We start from the raw sequence: 22,781 nt of genomic DNA, 5'->3' as shown, positions 1-22,781 counted from the left end.
GTCGCGGCAGCCGCGGCCACCGAAACTACGGAATCGGATCGCCGCGTTGCAGCGTCATCGGGTCTATGTGGACGGCACTGTGTGGTGTGACCGGGAGGCAGTCCGGATCCCTGTTCACGCTGGGACATACACGGAATGATCTTCCACAGCGCACGCATGAAGCGGGCTTTTCCCAGCTCAAGACGTGTGCACAAGGGTCAGCCCGCACTCTCCCAAGCTTCGCCTTGAGAACTCATGGCATGTCCGGCCCGACATGGGTGATGGAATGGCGGCTGATCCGCCAGGTGCCGCCGTAGGCTGCGGCGCCGCGCAGCCCGTCCAGGGTGCCGGGACCGGCCAGCCGTACGGTCTCGGCGCTGCCGATCGAGGCGAAGGCGAAGGTCCGAGCCGGGTCCCAGGTGGTGCTGTGCCGCAGGCGGCGGCTCATTTGCGCCCATCCCGGCGCCGCTCCGGCGACCACCCAGGCGTCGGGATCGCCCGCGGCGAAGCGGGTGGCCTGGCGCAGCCAGGAGGCGGCTTCCTCCGGCCAGCTGACGACCGTCAGGATCTGCCCGCCGCGAGCGAGCCAGGCGCGGGCGAAGAACCGAGCGGCCGCGGCAGAGGCGGCGTCGCGGCCGTGGCCGAGCGTGATCGTCTCGACTCGGGGCCGGTGCCCGGTCAGCAGGTCCATGAGCGCGGCCACTTCGGCGGTCGTGGGTGCTGGCGGTGCGGCGACGTGCTGGGTTCGGATCAACGGCGAGGCTACTGCGGCCGGCATGTCGTTACACGCCCTTTCGTGTGATTTATCAGGATTCAGGCGGCGTCGTGGAAGACCAGGCCCAAGGTGTGCCGCAGGCCGGTACGGATCGTGCTGACGCCGTGCCGTACGGGCGAGGCCGACCATCCCCGCGCCGAGCGGACCGGCCGGTCACGGGTGGTGAAGATCAGGCCGCAGCCCTGCTCCAGCATGGTGACCGTGCCCCGCGATTGGGCCCGGGGCCGCTGTTCGACCAGCAGGAACTCGCCCCCGGAGTAGTCGCGGCCCGGCTCGTCCAGGCCGATCACGACCTGCAGCGGGAACACCAGGTCTCCGTACAGGTCGCGGTGCAGGGCATTCCAGTCGCCCGGCTGGTAGCGCAGCAGGATCGGGGTCGGCTTGGACTGCCCGGCCTCATGGCACAGCTGCAGCCACTCAGCCAGCGTGTCCGGCCACGGCGCGGGCCGGTTCAGCTTGGCCGCCCAGTCCCGGGCGATCGGCAGCAGGTGCGGGTAGAACGCCTCCCGCAGCTGCTGCACCAGCTCCGGGAAGGGGTTGTCGAAGTAGCGGTACTGCCCGGATCCGAATCGGAAGCGGGCCATGTCGACGGTCGAGCGGAACAGCCCGGCTTCGTCGTAGAGGCCGGCGATGCTCCGGCATTCGGCCGGGGTCAGGATTCGGCGGGTCAGGGCACAGCCGAGCTCGTTCACCTCGGCGGCCATCGCCGGCCAGTCGGCGTGGGCCACCCGCTCGCGCGGCTTACCAGTCAGATCGGTTGTCGTGGTCATGAACAGTTCTCCATCAGACGAACAGGGGGTGCAGCGCTCCCTCGTGGGTGAGCAGCCGCCGTTTGCGCTCCACGCCGCCCGCGTACCCGGTCAGCGAGCCGTCCGCGCCGATCACGCGGTGGCAGGGCCGTACGATCAGCAGCGGGTTCGCGCCGACCGCCGCGCCGACCGCGCGGATGCGGTCACGGGGCGCTCCGACCTGCGCGGCCAGCTTGCCGTAGGTGATCGTGGTGCCGTACGGCACCACGTCGACCGCCGCCCACACGCGCTCCTGGAACGCGGTGCCCCCGCCGGCCACCTTCAGGTCGAATGTGGTGCGCTCGCCCGCGAAGTACTCGTGCAGTTGCCGCTCGGCCTCCGTGAAGAGCTCCGGGGCACGCCGCCGGCCCGGCCGGCCGTCGTCCTCGCCGGGGAAACCGAGCGCCGTGAGCGTGACGCCCGCCGCCGTCTCCTCGCCGACCAGCAGCAGCTCACCCAGCGGACTCTTCATGATCGTATAGACGGTCATCGTTTGTCCTTTCGCTCCTACCAGGTATAACGCTGAGCCGGCCGCCAATCCCGGCGGTATTCGGACATCGTGCTTGGGTCATGGCTGACCTTCAGCGGTCCCGCTGCTCGGGTCGCGCACGCCGGGGCATGGTGTCGGGACCCGCCCGTATGCGTTTCGCGCTCGGGCGGAGCTGGTCAGCGATGGAGGCAACCAACTCGTAGGACAGACGGCGAGTGGAGCCGGCGAGCCGTTCGGCGCGTTCGTCGTCCTCGGCGGCGATGACGGACACGCTGACCAGCGTTGCCGGTGTCGCGGCGTGGTCTGAGGGGCGGAACCGCTGGTGGTAGACGCGCATGGCGTCCGCTGCCATCTCAGGGTTGAGGTGGTGGGCGAAGGCATAGGGCAAGCCGAGTTCGCCGGCAAGCTCGGCACTGGTGGTCGTGGAGCCGAGCAGCCAGATCGGCGGGACGTTCCCACCGAGGACGGGAATCGCCTTGACCCGCGCGTCCTCGGGTGGGTCAAGGTAGGCCAGAAGCTCATCGAGCTGCTGGCGGAAGGTCTTCGCGGTCCGCTCTCCCTCGGGACGGACTGCGTCCACGGCCGGCCGGGGCCCGCCCGGCGCGCGGCCGAGGCCGAGGTCGATCCGTCCCGGGTGGAGTGCGGCCAGCGTGCCGAACTGCTCGGCCACCACGATCGGGGCGTGGTTGGGCAGCAGCACCCCGCCCGCGCCGACGCGGAGGTGCTGCGTGGCGTTCGCGAGGTGGCCGACGAGGACAGCGGGGGCGGAGCTGGCGACGCCGCGCATGCCGTGATGTTCGGGCACCCAATAGCGGTGATAGCCCAGTGCGTCGACCAGTATCGCGAGATCCACCGTGTTGTGCAGCGCCTGCCTCGGCGTGGACCCTTGCACGATCGGGGAGGTATCCAGCACCGAAACGCGTATGTCAGCCGGCCGGCACCCGCGCATGCTCGCCCTCCTCGATCACGCCTCACCTGCGGAACTTACCCGCCAAGAACTCAGCTGCCGCGCCGGGATGACGGTGAACACGTTCGCCAGGGTGATCCAGAGGCGGCCAGACACACGCACCTGCCCGATGCGGCCCGGGGACCAGCCTCCAGTTCGCCAGGCCCCGCCGACGTCGGTTGTCGCTCTGCCGGACCGTGGCCATCGCCTCCTGATGCGCGGCCATGAACCACTCATCCGCCGGCATGGCGATGTCGGCCGGCAGCGCCTCGCGGCGCACGCCCTTTCGTCCTACAGCGGGGCCGGGGCGGGACCGGTGGAGTCGCGGATGACGAGGTGGGTGGCGAGTTCGATGTGGAGGGCCTCGACGGCGTGACCCGCGATGAGACGCATGAGGAGGCTGACGGCCATGCGACCCATCTCTTCGAGGGGCTGGCGGACGGTGGTGAGCCTGGGAAGGGTGCTGAGACTGAGGTAGAGGTCGTCGAACCCGGTGACCGAGATGTCTTCGGGGACGCGGAGGCCGTGTTCGAAGGCGGCACGCAGGGCGCCGACGGCGGACTTGTCGTTGAAGGCGACGATGGCGGTAGGGCGTTCGGGAAGGTCGAGGAGGCGGCAGGCGGAGTCGTAGCCCCAGTCGGTGGCCGGTTCGCGGTTGCGGACGATGAGCTCGGGAGAGGTGAGGAGTCCGGCGTCGGCGAGGGCGGAGGTATGGCCGGCGAGACGGTATTCGCTGGCCAGCCACTCCTGAGGGCCGCCGATGACGCCGATGCGGCGGTGCCCGAGTTGGACGAGGTGGGCAGTGATGTTCCGTGCGCCGGCGAAATGGGAGGCCGAGACCGAGGCGATGTCGCGTGGTGGCTGGAGGCGCGGATCGATCACGACGAACGGGAACCCCTGGGCACGTAGCTCCTCGAGCTCCTCGTTGCTCTCCGAGGGGACGATGAAAATCGCTCCGGCGATGTCCGGGTCGTCGGGAAGCCCGGAAATGACGCTCGCTTCGCGGGCCGCGTCGCCTGCGCTGAGGATGAGGCGGCGGCCGTGCAGGTCGAGCGTCTCGGCCACCGAGGAGACGATCATCCCGAAGTAGTCGGTCAGCAGATAGGGGCAGCGTACGTAGACGGCGCCCGCGGAAGAGTCCTCCGAAGCGGTGCCCGGGATCAGAGCCGTGCCTCCGAGCCTGTTCAGAGCTTCCTGCACCAGGGCGCGCGTTTCTGGCGCGACGTACTCATGGCCGTTCATGACCCGCGAAACGGTCGCGATCGATACGCCCGCCTCGGTGGCGATGGCTCGGACGGTGACCTTGCCACTGCTCCGCCTAGCCATGTGTTACATCACTTCGTTTCACAGCCACAGCATACCGTTATTCGATCTCCAGGGCGGTGCACACGGGACTCTTGACAGGGCGGAACCATGCGGGTACTCATGTGACACGAAACATTTTACAGACTTGTTTCATTTTGTTTCTTCGTAGTCTCCCTCACCCCCCGTCGAAGGAGCATCATGCATCCCCGCCGAAGCCTCGCCACGGCCGCGGCCCGCCGAGACCCATCGGACCATGGCCGGATTCGGCGCCTCCGTCACCGGCGCCTCCGCCTCACTGATCGCGGCCATGGCGACGCCCCGACGTAACGCGCTGATGGCCGATCTGTTTCAGACGGCGGGCCTCAATTACCTGCGGCAGCCGATCGGCGCCACCGACTTCAACCGGACCGCCGACTTCTACACCTACGACGACGGCGCCGCGTTCGCCGACACGCTCATGTGGCACGCCGAGAATCTGCTCGTGCAGAACGCCCGCAACGGCGGGGAGTCCACCATCACCTGGAACCTGGCCCTTGACCCGTCGGGCGGCCCGCACCAGGGCGGCTGCTCCACCCGCTGCAACGGCGTCGTCGAGATCAACGACTCCGGCTACATCCGCAACGCTGTCCTCGTCGCCCTCAACACCGCCTCCGGCAGCGGAGCCGCCACGACCACGGTGTCCTTCCCCACCCAGACCAAGCGCTACCTGCGGATCGTCCAGACCGGCTCGGCCGGCAACTGGTGGTCCATCCAGGAGCTCAACCTGTACTCCTGATCCGCCCCCGAACCACAGGAATCCCAGATGACAACACCGATGAAAACGGCCGCCACCCTGTTCGCGCTCGCCTTGGCGGCGACGGCCTGCGGAGGCGAGGGCGCCGAGGAGACCGCGACGCAGACGGTCGACTTCTGGTACTACCAGCCGACGCCCGACCAGGCCGTCAAGGTCAAGCGACTCGCCAAGGACTTCGAGTCCGCCAACCCCGGCATCAAGATCAAGCTGACCGAGGTCCCCAAGGACGACTACAACACCAAGCTCGCCACCGCGCTCAACGGCAGCGGCGCCCCCGACGCCGGCTACCTCGACCAGCCCCAGATGGCCAGGTTCGCCGGCGGCGGACAGCTCGCCGAGGTCCCCGCCGGGACGATCGACGAGGCCGACTACTACCCCGGTGCTCTCGGCACCAACAAGGTCGCGGGCAAGCTGATGGGCATCCCCCTCCAGCAGACCACGGTCGTGCTCTTCTACAACAAGAAGTACATCCAGACCCCGCCCGCCACCTGGGACGAGCTGATCGCCGCGTCCGAGAAGGTCCACCGCGAGCACGCGAACGTCGCCGGGGTCTCCCTGCCCAAGGGCGACGGGTTCGGTGCCTGGATCTTCCCCGCGTTCGTCGCCTCGGCCGGCGGAACGATGGTCGACGAGACCGCCAAGAAGATCACCTTCAACGGCCCCCAGGGCCAGGAGGCGCTGGGCCTGTGGCGCACCCTGCTGACCAGCTCCCCGAGGAAGATCACCAACACCGATCAGGCGTTCCAGAAGGGCCTGGCCGCCATGACCTTCTCCGGCCCCTGGGACGTCCTGGGCATCCGCGAGCAGTTCCCCCAGCTGAAGTTCGGCGTCTCCCTGCTGCCGAAGAAGCTCGAGGAGGCCTCCACGATCGGCGGTGACAACGGCGTCGTGTTCAGCAAGTCCGACCACCCCGACGCCGCCTGGAAGTGGCTGAAGTTCCTGTCCAGCGCGGAGCACAACGCCCAGTACGCCGACATCACCGGCAACTTCCCCGTCAACAAGAAGGCCGCAGCCACCTCGGCGCTGGCCGGCGACCCCGACATGAAGATCGTCATCCAGCAGCTGGAGTCGGCGCGTTCCCGTCCCGCGCTCACTGAGTGGATCAAGATCAATGACGACGTCTTGGCCAAGGCCATCGAGGAAGGCGTGGACGGTGACACATCACCGGCCGACGCGTTGAACGCCGCCGCCACCCGGGCCACCAAGGTCCTCGGATGGAGCTGATGCGGCAGGCGGGCGCCAGAAAGGGCGCCCGCACCGACGCGTTCGTGGGCTGGCTGTTCGTCACACCGGCCATCGTGCACACGGTCGTGTTCATGGCGATCCCCGCCGTGGGCGCGTTGTTCCTCAGCTTCACCGAGTGGGACATGACCTCCGCGCCCCGCTGGATCGGCCTGCGGAACTACCTGGAGATCCTCTTCGACCGCGATCTCTACCCCGACTTCTGGATCTCGGTCCGGGTGACCGTTCTCTACGCGGTCCTGGCCGTCCCCGCCGCGCTGTTCACCGGGTTCGTCCAGGCCTACCTGATCGACGCGGTCCGGCGCGGACAGGGCTTCTTCCGGCTCGCGTTCTACCTGCCGGTCGTGACGGCCGAAGCCGCCGTCGCCGCGATCTGGCGGTGGTTGTACGACCCGCAGTTCGGCCTCATCAACGAGGCCCTCGGCCTGATCGGGATCGACGGGCCCGACTGGCTCGGCATCCCGGAGATGGTCGTCCCCGCGCTCGTTCTGATCGCCGCCTGGCAATCGGGCACCGCGATGCTGATCTTCCTGGCCGGGCTGAAGGGCATCCCGCGGAACCTGTACGAGGCCGCCGAGATCGACGGCGCGAACCGGCGCGCGCAACTGTTCAGCCTGACGCTCCCGCTGCTGCGCCCCACCACCTTCTACCTGACGGTCACCGGGATCATCTTCTCGCTGCAGATGTTCGGTGTCGTCTACGTGCTCTTCGGCAGGGACATCGGCGGACCTGAGTCTGCGGGCCTCACCTACGTGCTGCAGCTGTACGTGTCGGGGTTCCGGGACGGCGAGATGGGCGTGGCCAGCGCCATGTCGTTCCTGCTGTTCATAGCGACCCTGCTCATCACCGCGCTGCAGTTCCGCCTGAGCCGAAGGGACGCCGCCTCATGACCCTGCTCGCCGAACGGACCCGCCGTCCGGTGGGTCGCCGACGCCCGGAGCGCCGCCCGGAACGGCGCGCCCCGGCCCCGCTGCGCGTCCTGGCCTTCCTGCTCCTGGCGGCCGGCTCGCTCGTCGCGCTCGCCCCGTTCGCCTGGATGGTCGCCACCTCGTTCAAGCAGCCGCAGGACGTGTTCACCTCCACGTCGCACCTGCTGCCGACCACCGAGGAAGGCGACTGGGCGGGCACCCTCGCCAGCTACACCGAGGTCTTCGAGCTGGGCGGGTTCGGCGGGGCGTTCCTCAACAGTGTCCTGGTCGTCGCCGTGCTGATCCCGCTCAAGGTGTTCTGCTCGGCACTGGCCGCCTACGCCTTCGCCCGCATCCCCTTTCCCGGGCGGGACCGGCTGTTCGCCGCGTTGCTGGCAACGATCATGCTGCCGAGCGTTGCGCTGCTCGTGCCGAAGGTCTACGTCACCCAGTGGCTCGGCATGGCCGACAGCCTGACCGGCCTGATCGTGCCGAGCCTGGTGTCGGCGTTCGACATCTTCCTGCTCCGCCAGTTCTTCCTGACCCACCCCAAGGAGGTGGAGGAGGCCGCCATGATGGACGGCGCGGGCCGGCTGCGGATCTTCTGGAGCATCGCGCTGCCCATGGCCCGGCCGGCCCTCGCGGTCGTGACGATCAGCGTGTTCATCTTCCACTGGAACGATCTGCTCTGGCCCCTGGTCATCCTCAGCGACCAGGACAAGTACACGCTGCCGCTGGCCCTTCAAGCGCTCGCCTCGGGCCGGGTCGCCCAGCCGCACCTCGTCATGGCAGGAGCGGTCGTCGCCGTCATGCCCGTGATCCTCATCTTCCTCATCTTCCAGCGCCGCATCCTCGACGGCATCCAGTTCACCGGACTCAAGTAATCGGAGCCTTTTCCTTTGCTCATCACCGCCGAGTACCCGTATTTCCGCGACCACCCCGAGGTATGGCGCGACCGGCTGACCACCCTCCTCACCGCCACCGGCGTCAGCGTGGTCACCACCTACATCCCGTGGCGGCACCACCAGCCCGACGCCGCCGCACCGCCCGACCTGACGGACGCGGTCGCCTTCGTCCGGCTCTGCGGTGAGCTCGGGCTGAAGGTCATCGTCAAGCCCGGCCCGTTCGTCCACGCCGAGCTCAACTACGGCGGCCTGCCCGACTGGGTGTGCCCCCTCGCCGATCCCGCGATCGAGCCGCAGTTGGACGCCGACGGCGCCCCCGTCACGTGGTCGGGTTCCGAACTCGACGCCGACGGCAGCGCCGTCCCGTGGCCGCTTCCCGCGCCCCTCGGTTCGCGCTTCGCCGCGCTCGCCGAGCGGTGGCTGCGCGACGCGGCACAAGCCCTGTTCACCCCCGACCTGGTCACGCCCGCAGGACCGATCATCGGGAGCCAGATCGGGAACGAAGGCCTGTTCACCAACGGCGCCCGCCCACTGTCGGCTTACGACTACAGCCCGTCCGGGCTGGCGTTCTTCCGTACCGTCCTGGCCCGTGAGTACGGGGACGTCGCCGGCTACAACGCACGGCACGGCACCGCGTACACCACCCTCGCGGAGGTCGAGCCACCGCGCGGCCCGGCGACCCCGCTCCAGCACGTCGATTGGGGTCGCTTCCACGCCGCCTACCTGAGCGAGGTGCTGCGCCGCTGGAGCGATGCGTTCGCCCCGCCCGTCCCGGTCGTGCTCAACCTCAACCCGCCCGCGGGCGACGACGGCGACCTGGACTCCTGGCTCGCCCGCGTCCGGCCGGAGACCTGGGACGGCCTGCAGTACGGCTTCACCAACTGGATGGGCGTCGTCTCCGCCGACCGGTCCGCCCACGCCCGCTATGTGATCGCCGCCAAACGCGCCGCCGGACCGAACATGGAAGAGAACTGGGGCTTCTCCAAGCTGTACGACACCGCCTACGCCTCGGGCACGACCAGCTTCCACCAGACTCTCCTCGCCCTGGCGGCCGGCGCGACCGGATTCAACATCTACACCGCGATCGCCACCACCGACTGGACACCCGCGCTCGACGCCGTCCTGTCCGCCCCCTACCCGGACTGCCCGCCGATCGACGGCGACGGCAGGCCCACCGGCAAGGCCCAGGCAGTGAAGATGCTCGCCGACTACTTCACGCTCCACGGCACGGAATACCTCGAATGCGCTCCCGTCACCTACGCCACCTGGGGCCTTTACACCCCCTACGCCGCGATCGGCGCCTGGTCGCCCGGCGCCGCCGAGCAGTGCGGACGGCCGCTGCTGGACTTCCACCACCGGATGCGCGCCGCCGGCCGTGACTACCGGATCGTCGATCTGGAGCACGCCGATCTGGCCGGGCACGACCGGATCGCTCTGCACGGCGGGCAGTTCATGCACCGCGCAGTCCAAGACAAGCTCGCCGCCCATCTGGCCGCCGGTGGACACGTCCACCTCGAGGGCACGGAACCTCTGCGCGACGAGCACGGCGAACCCTGCACCATCCTCGCCGACGCGCTGCACCGCACCGCGCACCGCGACCTCTCCGCGGAGGATCGGGTCACCGTCCTGTCCGGCGCGGCTGACGCCTACCTCCGGATCCACCCCGACCACGACGTCTGCCATGTGACCGTCCTGGTCCAAAGCCACTCCCATCCTGCGATCGAACTGGAGCTCCGCCACCGGGGCCGCACCCATCGGATCGAGATCGTCTCGGCCAAGGGCGGCGCGGCCGTCCTGCGCGTCGTCGCGGGCCGGCTCGACGACCACCTCGTCAAGGCCACCAACAGCCATCTCGGATCGGCCGTCTCGGCCTCGATCCGCTTCGACGGCGAGCACATCGCCGCCCCTCCGTCCGCCGATCTGTGCCGGATCGGCGGATCCACCCCCATCGAGGAGAACGTCGCGTGAAGAAAACAGCCATGACGCTAGGGGGCCTCGCCCTCCTGGCGGGCACCACGATCGCCATACCCCCGGCCAACGCCGAGCCCAAGCCCGTCGCCCGGGTCTGGCTGACCACTGGTGATGAGCGGAACCTGCTGGCCGACCGTACCGATCTCCTCCAGCCCGCCGACCCCGCCGCGCCGACCATCACCGTGAACCCCCGTGAGACCTACCAGAAGATCAACGGCTTCGGCGCGTCCCTCACCGACTCCTCCGCCCACCTGATCTTCACCTCGCCCGACAAGCAAGAGATCATGCGCTCGCTGTTCTCCCCCTCGGGTCGCGGCCTCGGGCTGTCCTACCTGCGCCAGCCGATCGGCTCCTCCGACTTCGTCAACGGACCGCACTACACCTACGACGACATGCCCGCAGGGCAGACCGACCCGGGCCTCAAGCACTTCTCCATCGCCCATGACCGGAAGGAGATCCTGCCCCTGCTGAGACTCGCCAAGGCGATCAACCCAGGGCTGCGGATCATCGGCACGCCGTGGTCGCCACCCGCCTGGATGAAGACCAGCGACTCACTCATCGGCGGCAGGCTCAAGCCCGACGCCGTCGACGTCTACGCGGACTACCTGGTCAAGTACGTGAAGGCGTACAAGGCCGAAGGAGTGAAGGTCGACGCGCTCACCGTGCAGAACGAGCCGCAGAACCGCAACCCCGACGGCTATCCCGGCATGGACCTGCGGCCCGCCGAGGCGGCCGCGGTCATCAAGGCGCTCGGGCCCAAGCTGCGCGCCGCCGGCCTCGACACTCAGATCCTCGGCCACGACCACAACTGGAGCCTGCACCCCAACGACTCCGGACCGGCCGATGACCCGGCCGACCCCGACTACGTCAAGACCCTGATGTCCGACCCGCGGGCCGCCGAGGAGATCGACGGGCTGGCCTTCCACTGCTACGCCGGCGACCCCGACCGCATGTCAGCCGCACACGACGCCTACCCCGGCAAGGACATCCTCCTCACCGAATGCTCCGGCAGCCAGTCGGCCAACCCGGCGACGACCTTCCCCGACACCCTGCACTGGCAGACGCGGCAGCTCACCGTGTGGGGAACGCGGCACTGGGCGTCCACCGTGATCTCCTGGAACCTCGCGCTCGACCCTGCCGGCGGCCCCCGCAACGGCGGCTGCGCCACCTGCTTCGGCGTCGTCACCATCGACCCCGCCACCGGCAAGGCCACCCCGACCGCCGAGTACTACGTCCTCGGCCACGCCGGCAAGTTCATCAAGCGCGGAGCCGTCCGCGTCGGCACCTCCTTCTACGCCGGATCCGTCATCGGCGTGACCTTCCGCAACCCCGACGGCTCCGTCTACCTCCTGGCCGTCAACGACGACTGGGGTGCCGGCAGCCAGCGCTTCAACGTCTCCATGGGGCGCACGAACTTCTCCTACGAGCTTCCCTCAGGCGGCGTGGCGACCTTCCTCCTCCGCTGATCCGATCCGTCCCGAGCATGGCAGCACTGGTGGTCAGGGCGCGAATGGCGCCATCACTGGAGGGTAGGCGCGAGGGTGACGACACTCCTGAGGAGGTCTCATGGACAGCCCTCGTACTGCCGCCGGCAGGAGCCCCGTGCAGCTGGCGTCATTCGTCGTCGGCGCCGTCTTCGCGCTCGTCGGCGTGCTCGGGTTCATCCCCGGCATCACGACCGACTACGACGAGATGCAGTTCGCCGGACACCAGTCCGGCGCGCTGTTGCTGAACGTGTTCCAGGTGTCGATTCTGCACAACATCGTCCACCTGCTGTTCGGGGTCGCCGGTCTCCTCATGGCCCGGTCCTGGTCCGGCGCCCGCGCCTTCCTCATCGGAGGTGGCGTCGTCTACCTGCTGCTGTGGATCTACGGCATGCTGATCGGGCACGACAGCCCGGCGAACTTCGTCCCGCTCAACACGGCCGACAACTGGCTGCACCTCTTCCTGGCCGTCGTGATGATCGCCCTCGGCTTCCTCCTGTCCCGCCGGCGCGCCTCCGCCGTGCGCTAGGGCGAGCACGCCGGCGCGGCGGCGACGGCGGGCCAGGCAGCTCAGCCCGCAAACACGCCTTCAGGCCCTGCGGTTGTAGAGCCGGAGCGCGATCGGGGCGAACACGACCGTCATGACCCCTGAGAGCCCGACGACGAGCGCGATGTCCCCGGCGTCGGGCACGCCGTCGAGGAGGCCGCGCGCCGCCTCGACGAGGAGCGTCACCGGGTTGGCGATCATGAACTCCCGCACCCAGGCCGGCACGGTCTCCGGCGGCGCGAACGCCGAGCTCACGAAGGTCAGCGGAAAGAGGATCAAGTTGGACGCCCCCATGACGGCGGCCGGCGTCCGCACGGTGAGGCCGACGATCAGCCAGAGCCAGCTCAGCGCGAAACAGAAGACCAGGAGCAGCGCGATGGCCCCGGCGACGCCCCAGAGGCCGCCGGATGCCCGGTATCCGATCAGCGTCGCGATGCCGAACACGAACGCGGAGGCGACGCTGTAGCGCAGCGTGTCGCCCAGCAGCGCGCCGACGAGCGGTGCCGGACGCCAGATCGGCTGTGAGCGGAAGCGGTCGAAGGCGCCCCGGTCGATGTCGGTGTTGAGGGTCACGGCCGTGTACATCGTCATGAAGACGACCGTCTGGGCGAGGATCCCCGGCAGCACGTAGCGCAGATACGCCTCCGGCGATCCGCTCATCGCCCCGCCGAACACGTACGTGAACATCAGCGTGAACATGATCGGGAACAGCGTGGCGTCGAGGAGCTGCTCGGGAACATGCCTGATCTTCAGCAGGACGCGCCACGCGAAGGCCAGCGTCGCGCGGAGCGCGCCGGCGCCCGTGTCCGGCGGCGGCGCGCCGGCGACGGCGGAGATCAGCCGGGTGTCGAGATCGAACGTCGAGCGTTCGGCCACCTGGTGGATGGTCACGTCGATGCCTCCTCATGGTCTGGCGCGGGGCCGTCGGCCGGTTTTCCGGTGAGGGCCAGGAACACCTCGTCGAGACTCGGCTGGGCGAGCGCGTACTCGCCGATGCCGAGTCCGCGTTCGGTGATGGTCGCGAGCGCGCTCGCGACCGTGGCCGGCTCGTCCACCCGCAGGGAGAGCGCGACGGGATCCGGCTCCAGAACGGGCGCGGCGCCGAGCATGGCCGCGAGGAGCCGGGCGACCTCCGGCCGGTCCGCGCTGTCGGCGACCCGCACGCGCAGCGCGCCCGCGCCGACCAGAGCCTTGAGCCGGCCGCTCGTGCCCTCGGCGATGACGCGGCCGTGGTCGACGACGGCGATGCGGTCGGCGAGCTGATCGGCCTCTTCGAGGTACTGCGTGGTCAGCAGAACGGTGGTGCCGACCCCGACGAGCGCTCGCACGCTCTCCCACACCTGACCGCGGCTGCGCGGATCCAGGCCCGTCGTCGGCTCGTCGAGCATCAGCAGGTCGGGACGGACGACGAGGGAGCCGGCGATGTCGAGCCGGCGCCGCATGCCGCCGGAGTAGGTTTTCACCTCCCGCTTGGCGGCCGCACTCAGGTCGAAGGCCTCCAGCAGGTCGGTGGCGCGCTTCCTGGCCGCCTTGCCCCGGTGTCCGCGCAGGCGGGCGAGCAGCGTGAGGTTCTCGATCCCGGTCAGGTCCTCGTCGAGGGACGCGAACTGCCCGGTGAGCGCGAGACGTGCCCTGACCTGGGCCGCCTCGGTGGCGACGTCGTGGCCCAGCACGCGGGCGGTGCCGCCGTCGGGACGGATCAGCGTGGCGATCATCCGGATCATGGTCGTCTTACCCGCGCCGTTGGGCCCGAGCACGGAGTAGACGCACCCCGGGGGGACCGCGAGGTCGACGCCGTCGACCGCCCGGCTGGCGCCGAAGACCTTGACCAGGCCGCGGGTTTCGATCGCCCATTTCTCGTGGCTCATGCCGCGGCGCCTTCTCCGCGCTGCCGGTCTCCGGGGAAGGTGAGGTCGTCATACGCGCGCGTGCCCGGCGAGGCGCGCCCCGGCCCGTGCGCCGGTCTTTCGATCAGCGATGTCATGAGGGCAGCGTGTCCCGACACCGGAGCCGCCGTCTTGGACGAATGTTCAGGCGGTGTGCGCCAGCGTCCAGGCCGCGCTGTCGACCGTCCACAGCGGATCTGAGGCGATCGCGCCCGGGGTGCGGCCGGTGAACTGGAGCACCTCGCGGTGGAGGTGGGATTGGTCGGCATAGCCGATCTCGGCGGCGACCTCGGCGACACTGGCGGTCGTGCCGAGCCGGCGAAGCGCCCGGTCGAATCTGACGATCATCGCCGCCCGTTTCGGCGTGACGCCGATCTGCGACTTGAATCGGTTCCAGAACCGCGTGCGGCTCCAGCCGTACCGGCCGGGCAGGTCGCCGATCGGCACCCGCCCGTGGCCGGCCCTGATCCGCCGCCACGCGTCGGCCACCTCGGGGTCGATGCGGAACGAGGAACGGCGGCGCCGGGCGAGCGCCTCGCGGACGAGCGCGAACCGGTCGTCCCAGGACCGCACCTCGATCAACCGCGCGCGCAGCCGGCCGGCGTCACTCCCCCAGACCTCGGCCAGGTCCAGCGGCGCGCCATTGAGCTCCGCCGGGGGCACGCCGAGAAAGCCCGGCGAGGCCAGCAGATCCACCTGCAGTTCGACGCAGTCAACGGCGCGTCCGGCCATCCGGGCGTCCGTCGGGGAGATGCCGGCGACGATGCCGCCGCTTCCGAGGGGTTCGAGGCTGCCCGGGGTGCAGTCGATCACGATCGTGATCGCCGGGCCGGGGGGAATGCGCTCCTCGAACGTGCCGCCGGAGCGATCGCGGAAGCCGACCATCTTGACGCCGGGGATCGCCTGCCCCTCGGTGGGTGCCGCCACCTCCCAGGCGCCGTGGCGCTGAGACGTCGGCGCGGTGTCCGCTCCCATGCCCGCGAGCATATCCCGCGTGTGAATGACCCCGTTGCTGATCTCTTAAATCGTCACTCGTGATCAGTATGGATCCGGGATGGTGAAGGTATCCCCGTAGCCTTCAAGGTGGTGCTCTCATGTCGCTGGAGCCGCAGTCTGTCCGTGAGATCCCTGAATTGACACAGCGGGTGGCTCGAGCAGCCTTTCCCAAGGGATCACTGGCCATTCGGCTGCGTGACAGCCTGGGACAGGTTTTCGCTGACGTCCTGTTCGCTGAGGCGTTCCCAGCCGATGGACGACCCGCAGCCTCTCCTGGAGCGCTGGCGATGGTCTCGGTGATGCAGTTCGCCGAACGGCTGTCGGACCGGCAGGCGGCCGAGGCGGTACGCGCCCGGATCGACTGGAAATACCTCCTTGGGCTGGAGCTGGAAGACTGCGGCTTCGATCACACGCTGCTCGCCAGGTTCCGGTCCCGGCTGGTCGAGCACGGCTTGGAGGAGAGCATCTTGACCGCGGTACTCCAGGCCGCCGCCGGCCAAGGGCTGCTCAAACGAGGGGGACGCCAGCGCACCGACTCCACCAGGGTCGTTGCCGACGTGCGTGAGCTGAACCGGATGGAGTTCGTCGCCGAGACACTGCGCGCTGCGCTGGAAGCGCTGGCCGCAGCCGCCCCGGACTGGCTGGAGGCAATCTTGGCCGAGCGCGAAACAGACTGGCTTGGCCGCTATGGAGAGCGTGTGGACTCCTGGCACTGCCTACCGCAGGATCAAGACCGCCAGGCATGGCTTGTCCAGGTGGGAGAAGACGGTTTCCACCTGCTTGCCGCGATCTGGCGGCCCACCTCTCCCGGCTGGATACGTCGCATCCCCGCCCTGGACGTCCTGCGCCGGGCATGGGTTCAGCAGTACTACCGCGACGAGAGCGGCGTGCACATCCGCGAGAGTCAGGACCTACCACCGGGGCGGCAACGGCTGGCCAGCCCTCACGACACCGAAGCGCGCTTCGCCACCAAGAAAACCACCAGCTGGACGGGGTACTGCCTGCACGTCACCGAAACCTGTGAGACGGACCTGCCCCGCCTGATCACCGACATCGCCACCACCAGCGCCGCGGGGGGCGATGACAGCCAGGTCCTGGCCGGCATCCATGCCCGGCTGAAACAGCGAGACCTGCTGCCCTGCGAGCAACTCGTCGACAGCGGCTATGTGACCGCAGCCACCCTGGTCGCTGCTCGGCAAGAGCACGGCATCGACCTCGTCGGTCCCGCACGCGCGGCCACCCACAAGGGCGGACAGAAACTCTTCAGCCACGAGGACTTCCTCATCGACGAGGAACAACATCATGCCGTCTGCCCAGCTGGACAGACCAGCATCTCGTGGGCGAGCACGCATGCCAGCCGCAGCACGCGAACCCCTTTGGTCCAGATCCGCTTCGACGCGGAGACCTGCCGCACCTGCCCGCTGCGCCAGCAATGCACCACAGCAGGCAACGGCAAGTGGGGACGCGCCCTGACCCTGCGAGCACCCGCTCAGCGCTCCGCTCTCCAACAGCGCCGGCGAGAACAAAACACCCGTGCCTGGTGGGCCCGCTACCGCCTCAGAGCCGGCATCGAGTCCACCATCTCCCAGATCGTCCATCGCACCCAAAGTCGCCGCAGCCGCTACAAGAACACTGCACCTACCCATGTGGGCCACTGTCTGGCCGCCACCGCTATCAACCTCGTCCGCATCGACGCCTGGCAGCAAGGCCACCGACCCGAACGAACCCGACTCACCCATCTATGCCGCCTTCTCGCAACCTGCACAGAATGAGAGATCAGCAACGGGGTCGTGAATGCGGAGAATTACCGCGATCTTGGCGTTGTGGGGATCTACGATGCGCACCGAACGGCCGTAGCCACGGCCCGACACGCACCGGAGGTGCCCATGCGACGCGCCATTCCCCATGTCGCCGTCCTCGCAGTGATCGCAATGCTCGCCTTGTCACAACCGGCCGCGGCGACCCGCGCGAACGGCCCCGCACAACGAGCGGCGTCAGTTGCCTACTTCCAGTTCGACACCCCGCCGGGGTCCGGCAGGTTCGTCTTCAAACTGACCGATCCAGCGAAGATCAGGGAAGCCAGGAACATCCTGAGCGGCGTACAGAAGGACCGGATTCACGTCGTCGGCAAGATCGTCAAACGTCCCGCGTCGTACAACTCCCCGTGGCGGTACCACCTGGACCCCGCTTCGATCTCGTTCTTCGGCAACGCCGTCGAGGTCTGCGACGCGACCATCCGCTACGTCGAGGACCACCTGAACGAGGCGGGCGGATCCTTCCTCCCCGGCCTGACCTGGTGCCCCTGGACCTCCCGCCTCCTGCGCGAGGTCCCCGCCCCCTGAGCCCTCCTGGTACCGAACCGTATCGGTGGGGCACCGTGCTCCGTCCCTTCGGAAACGTACAGCCGAGGCACGACGGGGCGGAGCACAACTCCTTCGAGCTCGGGACCGGTCCCGGACCACCAGTGGTCGAATGGGCAGATGTCATGAGCGCTTACCTGGGTCACCGGCCGGGGTCGCAAGTCACGGAACGCGGAGAGTGGGATGAGGAGTCCGATACGTGAAAGTGCCATTGCCCTGGCCGCAGCGGCGCTGGTGACATCATGCACCGCAGGCGCCGCCGGGGGACGCGGCAGTCCGGCGGCCACCGGCTCGCCGCCGGTCAAGGCCACCCAGAACGCTCTTGACCTCAATGGCGATCCACAGGCCGCGGCGCCCCTGACGTTCGACAGTAAGGCGGCCCACCTCATACCGACCGGCCCCAAGGGTTACCCCACTATCGCTTTGTACGGGCGCGCGGCCTGGCTCTCGCACGCGTCCGGCGTGACGGTGTACGACCTGGCCACGGGTAAGGCCGTCACCGACATCGCGACCCAGAACAAGCCCACATATGACCTGCCGGCGCCACGCGATCTGAGCAAGAAGCAGGCCGAGATGATACGAAGCCGCGTATCGTTCCCGGTGCCGGTGAAGATCGGCGGCGTACCGGCCATGTTCACCGTCGTGCCGGTGCAGCTGGCCAAGCAAGGCAGCGGTTCCGCCCAAGCCGGGTTCGAGGTGATCGCGGCGCGGACGGACAACGGCAAGCTGCTCTGGCGGCTGCCCGTGGACATCTATGGCGACCCGGCCGGCAAGCTCGGCGCGTTCCAGGTGTCGGCTTCGAACGACGTGGCGGCCGTCACCTGGTCGGAAGACGGCTACATGGCAGGCACCTTCGCCTTCTCCCTGGAAGAGCCCCGCATGCTGTGGCAGCGTGAGGGCTTCTGGAAGATCGGCGGATCCGGCGACGCCCTGGTGGGCTTCCGCAAGGAGCCGGCCGGGGAGTACTCGTTGACCGGTGTCGCCGCGACCGACGGCCGTGACCTATGGGTCAAGGGGGTGCCGGACAGCGCCACCTGGGCGATCAGATCGAACGGCGGGCCGTTGGCCGAGCTCGAGGACGACAGCGAGCAGGTGCGGCTGATCGAGATGGCGACCGGCGACTTCGTCCTGTCCAAGCGGGACGGCCTGACCAAGCGTATGAGCTGCAATCGCGGCGAGGGCGGCACCGTTCTGCTGTGCGCCTCGAAGCAGGACGGGGCGTTCGCGGTGGACGATGCCGGCAAGGTCTTGTGGCGCCGGGCGGCGGGTGACGGCCCGGACGATTGGAGTGCCACCGTGGAAGCCGATTTCAAGGACCTGTTCTACGCCAAGGGCAAAGATGGAGCGTTCGTCGTGGACGGGCGTACCGGACGAACGGTGAGCGCCGACGCGGGGATCGTCCCCGACCGCGTCACCGCCTACGCCGCGCTGGTCTACACCGACGCCGGCACGGAGATCCACCACGCCAAGCGCTGACTGGAACGCCGGCGGTGGCGAGGGCCACCACCACACGGCAATTGATCAGGCGAGAGGCGCCCGCACCCCCTCGCAATGACGTGCTCCGGGCGTAGATGCCGCTCCATGCCGGGATCTGCGTCCGTTGTGCTCCTACCGCGTCGGCGTGAAGGACGAGACGATCATCCAGACGCCGGCGGCCGCGATCACAACTGCGATGGCGAGATCCCTCGCCCGTCCGGGAATCACGCCTTCCGACTGTCCGCGGATCATACTTCGCACCAGGTGGACGGTCCCGGCCCAGGAGATCCGCACCCGGGGGCTCCAAGCGGCCGACGCGACGAGGGCGGCCCATCGGATGGGACCGGTGGCTCTCGCGGCCGCCGCCAATGCGACGAGAACGACCGGCAACCCGATCCCGTCGGCCTGACCGGGCCGCCAGGAGCAGCGCCCGCACGGCCACCGGACAACAGATGATCAAGGGCCAGGGCAGCACGACGCCCCAGAACAGCAGTTCTCCCGGCACGTACTCCAGCGCGTATGGACCTTCCGCCGGGAAGGGAGCCGAGCCCGTCGCGGAACAGAACCAGCCGACGCTCTGCCTGCCGACCCCGAAGGTCGTCAGCATCACCGGTCCGGACGTGGCTTCGGCCACCAAACCCACCCCGCGAGCCCTGGACCGAGGCCGGGCAACTCAAGAACGCACGCCGGCGTGGTGCCGGACGGCAACCAGGCGCCGGTGCTTGACCAAACGGGACCGGCACGGAATGTGGCCCGGTCGGCAGGTGGAAGCGGCTTGGCGGTAAGACCGTTCGCTACTTGGCGTGTTTGAAAGTTACACGCACAGTGAAGATGACATTCGATCATAGGAGTTGCCGATGCAGATCCCCCTCCAACTGCCGGCTCCGAACGAGCGGACATCCCAGACGATCCGCCGCTATCGCGACGAGATCGGCCCCGTCCTGCGGGTCGAACTGCCAGGCAAGGTGCCCGTCTGGCTGGTGACCTCGTACGACATGGTCAACGAGGTCCTCGCGAACGACGGCATCCTCTACAGCAAGGACCCCGGGAACTTCAGGGCCTTGCACGACGGCAGCATTCCCCCCGACTGGCCGCTGCGCCAGCTCATCGAGGGCAATCATCTCCTGACCAAGGACGGCGCGGATCACCGTCGGCTGAGAGGTCTCATCAACCACGCCTTCACGCCCGGCCGCGTGCGAAGGCTGGCCCCGCGCATCCAGGAGATGACGGACGCGTTGCTCGACCGGATGGCCGCCGAAGGCGGCGTGGTCGACCTCGTGCGTTCCTTCAACGCGCCGCTCCCCCTCACGGTGATCTGCGAACTGTTCGGCGTTCCCGAGGACGAGCGGCCCCAGATCCGCGAGTGGGGCAACGTACTGTTGTCGCACACCGCCACTCCCGAGGAGTCCATCGCCGCACACAACGGGGTGCTCGGCTACCTGGCCGCCTTCATCGCGCGCAAACGCCGCGAACCCGGCGACGACCTCACCACCGGGCTCATCCGCGCCCAGGAGGACGACGGCGACCGCCTGTCCGAGGACGAGATGTTGTGGATCATGTGGCAGGTGCTGATCGCCGGTCACGAGACCACCGTGCACCTGATCGGCAACGCCGTCATCGCCCTGTGCTCGGACCCGGAGCAGCTCGCGCTGGCGCGTACGCAGATCGCCTGGGAGCAGGTGGTCGAGGAGACGCTGCGCAGCCGTACCTCGGTTGTCGGCATCATGTTGCGCTATCCGCGGCAGGATGTGCGGCTCGCCGGGGTGACGATCCCGGCCGGGGAGGCCATCATGGTCGGCCTCGCCGGCGCGGGCACCGATCCGGCCAGGTTCGGCGGGGACGCCGAGCGGTTCGACGTCACACGGGAGCCGGACATGCATCTGGCACTCGGCCGCGGTCCGCACTTCTGCCTCGGCGCGCCGCTGGCCAGGCTCGAAACACGCATCGCGCTGACCTCGTTGTTCGGCAGGTTCCCCGAGTTGCGCCTGGCGGTCGGGACGGACGAGATCGTCTACAACTCGTCGATCATCACTGAAGGACCGGTCAGTCTGCCGGTGGTCCTCGGTCCCGCGAGGGACGTGTCCGGCGCGACCTCGTGCCGCGCGGCGGCGGCCCGCGACTTCACGTAGGAGGCGGAGTGACGCGACACGCGGCGGGCCTCCGGAGCGCTGCGTGTCGCGTCACCGGCCCAGGAACGGCGAGGGCGCGCATCGACCTCGCCCGTCCACGGGGTCCTTGGCCTCCTAGTGCAGCAGATTGGGATGCGACTCTCGACGGCATCGAAAAGGCCGGTGTCAATGAGTATGAGCACCATGTCTCGGGACGTGGATGCGGCGGCCGCTTCAGAGCGACTGATCAACTATGGTGACCGGCCATGAGATTCCTCATCGTCGGTGGCAGTGGCTTTCTCGGCAGCGAACTCGCTCGGCAGTGTTCGGTGGCCAAGCATGAGGTGGCTGCGACCTACCTGACCCGGCCAGGAGAGACCGCGGGTGTCGAGTGGTTGCCGCTCGATGTGCGCCGGCGAGAGGACGTCGACGCGCTGATCGGCGCATTTCGGCCAGAAGTGGTCATCAACGCTGCGTACCGGCAGACAGATTGGGCGACCACGGCGATGGGAGCCGCGAACGTGGCTCTCGCTGCCTCTGCGGCATACGGACGCCTGGTCCATGTGTCCAGCGACGTGGTTTTCTCTGGTGCCGCGATTCGCTATGACGAGACGTGCGTCCCTGACCCGATCACTCCGTATGGTGCGGCCAAAGCCGCTGCCGAGACAGCAGTGCACGTGATCGCGCCGACCGCGGTGATAGCCCGGACATCCCTGATCATTGGTGACGGTGATTCTCCGCACGAGGCGCTGGTGCATTCACTGGCCACCGGCAGGGCGAGAGGAATGTTGTTCACCGACGACGTGCGATGTCCTGTGCATGTCGTCGATCTCGCTGCGGCGCTCCTCGAACTTGCCGCATCCGAGTATCACGGCATCCACCATGTCGCCGGAACCGACGCGGTAAGCCGATACGAGCTGGGGTTGCTCATCGCCCGACGTGATGGACTCGACGCGGACCAGTTGCCTTCAGGCCGGCGAGCGGACACCGACGTGCCCGGCCCGATGGATGTGCGCTTGGAGTGCGGTATGACTCAGCGGCGGCTTCGGACCAGGCTGCGTGGCGCGCGGCAGTTTCTGGGTGAGGTTCATCGATGATGACCATGCCTCGCTCACACGCACGAAACGGATTTCGGCAGACCAGGCCCTGCCGCTGCGCTCACCGAGTTGTGCAGCGGGCCGTCACGCGTCCTGCGTGCCGTACCAGCGCCACTCGGTGAGTCGTGGGCGATCGGGGAGAGTGGTGCGTCCAGTTGCCCACAGCAGGACCTCCCAGGCGTCACGATCAATGGTGACATGGGGAAAGAGCTTCTTCAGCACCCGTTCGCACAGCTCCCTTGGCGGCGACCACTCCAGATTCAGCCCCTGAGTGATGTCATGGGTGTGCACGAGGGTCTCGACAACCGCCATTGCGGCAAAGCCCTCTGGATCCGAGGGCCCGAAGACGTGGTAAGCAACGGTGGTCGAGGAAGCAGTGCGGAGGACGGACGCGAGCAGGCCACCACACGCCTCCACGATCGTCATGAGGCCTTCTGGGCCGGAGGCCCGCTCGACAAAGATGACATTCGCCGGTCCACCGCTTCGGTCACTGCTCGTCCGGAACGGCAACAACGCGGACATCGGCGGCTTCGCCAGCCCAAACCTCGCGGCGTAGGTGAACAGGTCATCGGCCAGATGCTCGAGCGTCTCCCAGCATGTCCACTCGAGCGTGCCGGCCTTGCTCTCCCACGCCTGGGGATCCGCATGCCTCAGAGCGTCGATAGCCAAAGTGACGACCCGACGCACATCCTCCCCGTCGACTGCGGTGTCTGCGCTGCGCATGC

The 22,781-nt window shown here is 68.5% G+C and carries 21 protein-coding genes; 12 read left to right on the top strand and 9 right to left on the bottom strand.

Going from position 1 to position 22,781, the window contains the following annotated elements; genetic code table 11:
* Window positions 1-232: 232 nt before the first annotated feature.
* The 5 genes from ACIBX3_RS34890 to ACIBX3_RS34870 all read right to left on the bottom strand — a co-directional run bounded on the left by ACIBX3_RS34890 (window position 233) and on the right by ACIBX3_RS34870 (window position 4,304).
* Window positions 233-733 (bottom strand): hypothetical protein, encoded by a 501-nt coding sequence (locus tag ACIBX3_RS34890; protein ID WP_397124595.1) that lies wholly within the window; start codon window positions 731-733, stop codon window positions 233-235.
* Between the two features lie 59 nt (window positions 734-792).
* The gene (locus ACIBX3_RS34885; RefSeq protein ID WP_397124593.1) at window positions 793-1,524 is read right to left on the bottom strand and encodes a 2OG-Fe(II) oxygenase; all 732 of its coding nucleotides are present in this window, start codon (window positions 1,522-1,524) and stop codon (window positions 793-795) included.
* Window positions 1,525-1,537: 13 nt separating this feature from the next.
* Window positions 1,538-2,032 carry a methylated-DNA--[protein]-cysteine S-methyltransferase gene (locus tag ACIBX3_RS34880; RefSeq protein WP_397124591.1) on the bottom strand — a complete coding sequence of 165 codons (495 nt, stop codon included), beginning with the start codon at window positions 2,030-2,032 and terminating at the stop codon, window positions 1,538-1,540.
* 91 nt (window positions 2,033-2,123) lie between these two features.
* The gene (locus tag ACIBX3_RS34875) at window positions 2,124-2,945 is read right to left on the bottom strand and encodes an LLM class flavin-dependent oxidoreductase (RefSeq protein WP_397124589.1); all 822 of its coding nucleotides are present in this window, start codon (window positions 2,943-2,945) and stop codon (window positions 2,124-2,126) included.
* Window positions 2,946-3,269: 324 nt separating this feature from the next.
* Complete coding sequence (locus tag ACIBX3_RS34870; RefSeq protein WP_397124587.1) at window positions 3,270-4,304, bottom strand: LacI family DNA-binding transcriptional regulator; 1,035 nt, start codon at window positions 4,302-4,304, stop codon at window positions 3,270-3,272.
* 232 nt (window positions 4,305-4,536) lie between these two features.
* Here ACIBX3_RS34870 and ACIBX3_RS34865 point away from each other — a divergent pair, with 232 nt between their 5' ends.
* The 7 genes from ACIBX3_RS34865 to ACIBX3_RS34835 all read left to right on the top strand — a co-directional run bounded on the left by ACIBX3_RS34865 (window position 4,537) and on the right by ACIBX3_RS34835 (window position 12,115).
* Window positions 4,537-5,058: a hypothetical protein gene (locus tag ACIBX3_RS34865; RefSeq protein ID WP_397124585.1), complete on the top strand. Its 522-nt coding sequence runs from the start codon at window positions 4,537-4,539 to the stop codon at window positions 5,056-5,058.
* Between the two features lie 27 nt (window positions 5,059-5,085).
* Window positions 5,086-6,300: an ABC transporter substrate-binding protein gene (locus tag ACIBX3_RS34860; RefSeq protein WP_397124583.1), complete on the top strand. Its 1,215-nt coding sequence runs from the start codon at window positions 5,086-5,088 to the stop codon at window positions 6,298-6,300.
* Entirely contained in the window at window positions 6,291-7,208 is a 918-nt protein-coding gene (locus ACIBX3_RS34855; protein WP_397124581.1) for a carbohydrate ABC transporter permease, read from the top strand. The genes ACIBX3_RS34860 and ACIBX3_RS34855 overlap by 10 nt, the downstream gene beginning before the upstream one ends.
* Window positions 7,205-8,110 carry a carbohydrate ABC transporter permease gene (locus ACIBX3_RS34850; RefSeq protein ID WP_397124579.1) on the top strand — a complete coding sequence of 302 codons (906 nt, stop codon included), beginning with the start codon at window positions 7,205-7,207 and terminating at the stop codon, window positions 8,108-8,110. The genes ACIBX3_RS34855 and ACIBX3_RS34850 overlap by 4 nt, the downstream gene beginning before the upstream one ends.
* Before the next feature lie 15 nt (window positions 8,111-8,125).
* Window positions 8,126-10,099, top strand: coding sequence for a beta-galactosidase (locus ACIBX3_RS34845; RefSeq protein WP_397124577.1), 1,974 nt, complete (start codon window positions 8,126-8,128; stop codon window positions 10,097-10,099).
* Window positions 10,096-11,568, top strand: a complete 1,473-nt coding sequence (locus tag ACIBX3_RS34840; protein WP_397124575.1) for a glycoside hydrolase family 30 beta sandwich domain-containing protein — start codon at window positions 10,096-10,098, stop codon at window positions 11,566-11,568. Before ACIBX3_RS34845 ends, ACIBX3_RS34840 begins: the two co-directional genes overlap by 4 nt.
* 100 nt (window positions 11,569-11,668) lie before the next feature.
* Window positions 11,669-12,115 carry a DUF4383 domain-containing protein gene (locus ACIBX3_RS34835; RefSeq protein WP_397124573.1) on the top strand — a complete coding sequence of 149 codons (447 nt, stop codon included), beginning with the start codon at window positions 11,669-11,671 and terminating at the stop codon, window positions 12,113-12,115.
* A 60-nt stretch (window positions 12,116-12,175) separates the two neighbouring features.
* On the opposite strand, the gene ACIBX3_RS34830 is transcribed toward ACIBX3_RS34835, so the two are convergent.
* The 3 genes from ACIBX3_RS34830 to ACIBX3_RS34820 form a co-directional block, all read right to left on the bottom strand.
* Window positions 12,176-13,024: an ABC transporter permease gene (locus ACIBX3_RS34830; protein WP_397124571.1), complete on the bottom strand. Its 849-nt coding sequence runs from the start codon at window positions 13,022-13,024 to the stop codon at window positions 12,176-12,178.
* Window positions 13,021-14,001, bottom strand: coding sequence for an ATP-binding cassette domain-containing protein (locus ACIBX3_RS34825; protein WP_397124569.1), 981 nt, complete (start codon window positions 13,999-14,001; stop codon window positions 13,021-13,023). The genes ACIBX3_RS34830 and ACIBX3_RS34825 overlap by 4 nt, the downstream gene beginning before the upstream one ends.
* A 162-nt stretch (window positions 14,002-14,163) precedes the next feature.
* Window positions 14,164-14,994: a helix-turn-helix domain-containing protein gene (locus tag ACIBX3_RS34820; RefSeq protein WP_397124567.1), complete on the bottom strand. Its 831-nt coding sequence runs from the start codon at window positions 14,992-14,994 to the stop codon at window positions 14,164-14,166.
* 119 nt (window positions 14,995-15,113) lie between these two features.
* On the opposite strand from ACIBX3_RS34820, the gene ACIBX3_RS34815 reads away from it, so the two are divergent.
* The 5 genes from ACIBX3_RS34815 to ACIBX3_RS34795 all read left to right on the top strand — a co-directional run bounded on the left by ACIBX3_RS34815 (window position 15,114) and on the right by ACIBX3_RS34795 (window position 22,056).
* Window positions 15,114-16,787, top strand: coding sequence for an IS1182 family transposase (locus ACIBX3_RS34815; RefSeq protein WP_397124565.1), 1,674 nt, complete (start codon window positions 15,114-15,116; stop codon window positions 16,785-16,787).
* A 114-nt stretch (window positions 16,788-16,901) separates the two neighbouring features.
* On the top strand, window positions 16,902-17,357 hold the full coding sequence (locus ACIBX3_RS34810; protein ID WP_397124563.1) for a calmodulin-binding protein: 456 nt from the start codon (window positions 16,902-16,904) through the stop codon (window positions 17,355-17,357).
* A gap of 252 nt (window positions 17,358-17,609) precedes the next feature.
* Window positions 17,610-18,851, top strand: a complete 1,242-nt coding sequence (locus ACIBX3_RS34805; protein ID WP_397124561.1) for a hypothetical protein — start codon at window positions 17,610-17,612, stop codon at window positions 18,849-18,851.
* An 857-nt stretch (window positions 18,852-19,708) separates the two neighbouring features.
* Window positions 19,709-20,980: a cytochrome P450 gene (locus ACIBX3_RS34800; RefSeq protein WP_397124559.1), complete on the top strand. Its 1,272-nt coding sequence runs from the start codon at window positions 19,709-19,711 to the stop codon at window positions 20,978-20,980.
* A 245-nt stretch (window positions 20,981-21,225) separates the two neighbouring features.
* Entirely contained in the window at window positions 21,226-22,056 is an 831-nt protein-coding gene (locus ACIBX3_RS34795) for a sugar nucleotide-binding protein (protein WP_397124557.1), read from the top strand.
* A gap of 84 nt (window positions 22,057-22,140) precedes the next feature.
* Here ACIBX3_RS34795 and ACIBX3_RS34790 read toward each other — a convergent pair whose 3' ends face one another.
* Window positions 22,141-22,779, bottom strand: a complete 639-nt coding sequence (locus ACIBX3_RS34790) for a hypothetical protein (protein WP_397124555.1) — start codon at window positions 22,777-22,779, stop codon at window positions 22,141-22,143.
* Window positions 22,780-22,781 lie beyond the last annotated feature (2 nt).

The organism is Nonomuraea sp. NPDC049480 (assembly GCF_044465905.1).
Taxonomy (GTDB): Bacteria; Actinomycetota; Actinomycetes; order Streptosporangiales; family Streptosporangiaceae; genus Nonomuraea.
This window is presented reverse-complemented; position numbering and strand designations above follow the sequence as displayed.

Bases quoted from the DNA above. Each gene is read 5' to 3' on its own strand.
- ACIBX3_RS34820 (WP_397124567.1), bottom strand. From the start codon at position 14,994: ATGGGAGCGGACACCGCGCCGACGTCTCAGCGCCACGGCGCCTGGGAG.
- ACIBX3_RS34815 (WP_397124565.1), top strand. From the start codon at position 15,114: ATGTCGCTGGAGCCGCAGTCTGTCCGTGAGATCCCTGAATTGACACAG.
- ACIBX3_RS34795 (WP_397124557.1), top strand. From the start codon at position 21,226: ATGAGATTCCTCATCGTCGGTGGCAGTGGCTTTCTCGGCAGCGAACTC.
- ACIBX3_RS34810 (WP_397124563.1), top strand. From the start codon at position 16,902: ATGCGACGCGCCATTCCCCATGTCGCCGTCCTCGCAGTGATCGCAATG.
- ACIBX3_RS34870 (WP_397124587.1), bottom strand. From the start codon at position 4,304: ATGGCTAGGCGGAGCAGTGGCAAGGTCACCGTCCGAGCCATCGCCACC.
- ACIBX3_RS34825 (WP_397124569.1), bottom strand. From the start codon at position 14,001: ATGAGCCACGAGAAATGGGCGATCGAAACCCGCGGCCTGGTCAAGGTC.
- ACIBX3_RS34855 (WP_397124581.1), top strand. From the start codon at position 6,291: ATGGAGCTGATGCGGCAGGCGGGCGCCAGAAAGGGCGCCCGCACCGAC.
- ACIBX3_RS34885 (WP_397124593.1), bottom strand. From the start codon at position 1,524: ATGACCACGACAACCGATCTGACTGGTAAGCCGCGCGAGCGGGTGGCC.
- ACIBX3_RS34865 (WP_397124585.1), top strand. From the start codon at position 4,537: ATGGCCGGATTCGGCGCCTCCGTCACCGGCGCCTCCGCCTCACTGATC.
- ACIBX3_RS34860 (WP_397124583.1), top strand. From the start codon at position 5,086: ATGACAACACCGATGAAAACGGCCGCCACCCTGTTCGCGCTCGCCTTG.
- ACIBX3_RS34850 (WP_397124579.1), top strand. From the start codon at position 7,205: ATGACCCTGCTCGCCGAACGGACCCGCCGTCCGGTGGGTCGCCGACGC.
- ACIBX3_RS34800 (WP_397124559.1), top strand. From the start codon at position 19,709: ATGCAGATCCCCCTCCAACTGCCGGCTCCGAACGAGCGGACATCCCAG.
- ACIBX3_RS34835 (WP_397124573.1), top strand. From the start codon at position 11,669: ATGGACAGCCCTCGTACTGCCGCCGGCAGGAGCCCCGTGCAGCTGGCG.
- ACIBX3_RS34790 (WP_397124555.1), bottom strand. From the start codon at position 22,779: ATGCGCAGCGCAGACACCGCAGTCGACGGGGAGGATGTGCGTCGGGTC.
- ACIBX3_RS34880 (WP_397124591.1), bottom strand. From the start codon at position 2,032: ATGACCGTCTATACGATCATGAAGAGTCCGCTGGGTGAGCTGCTGCTG.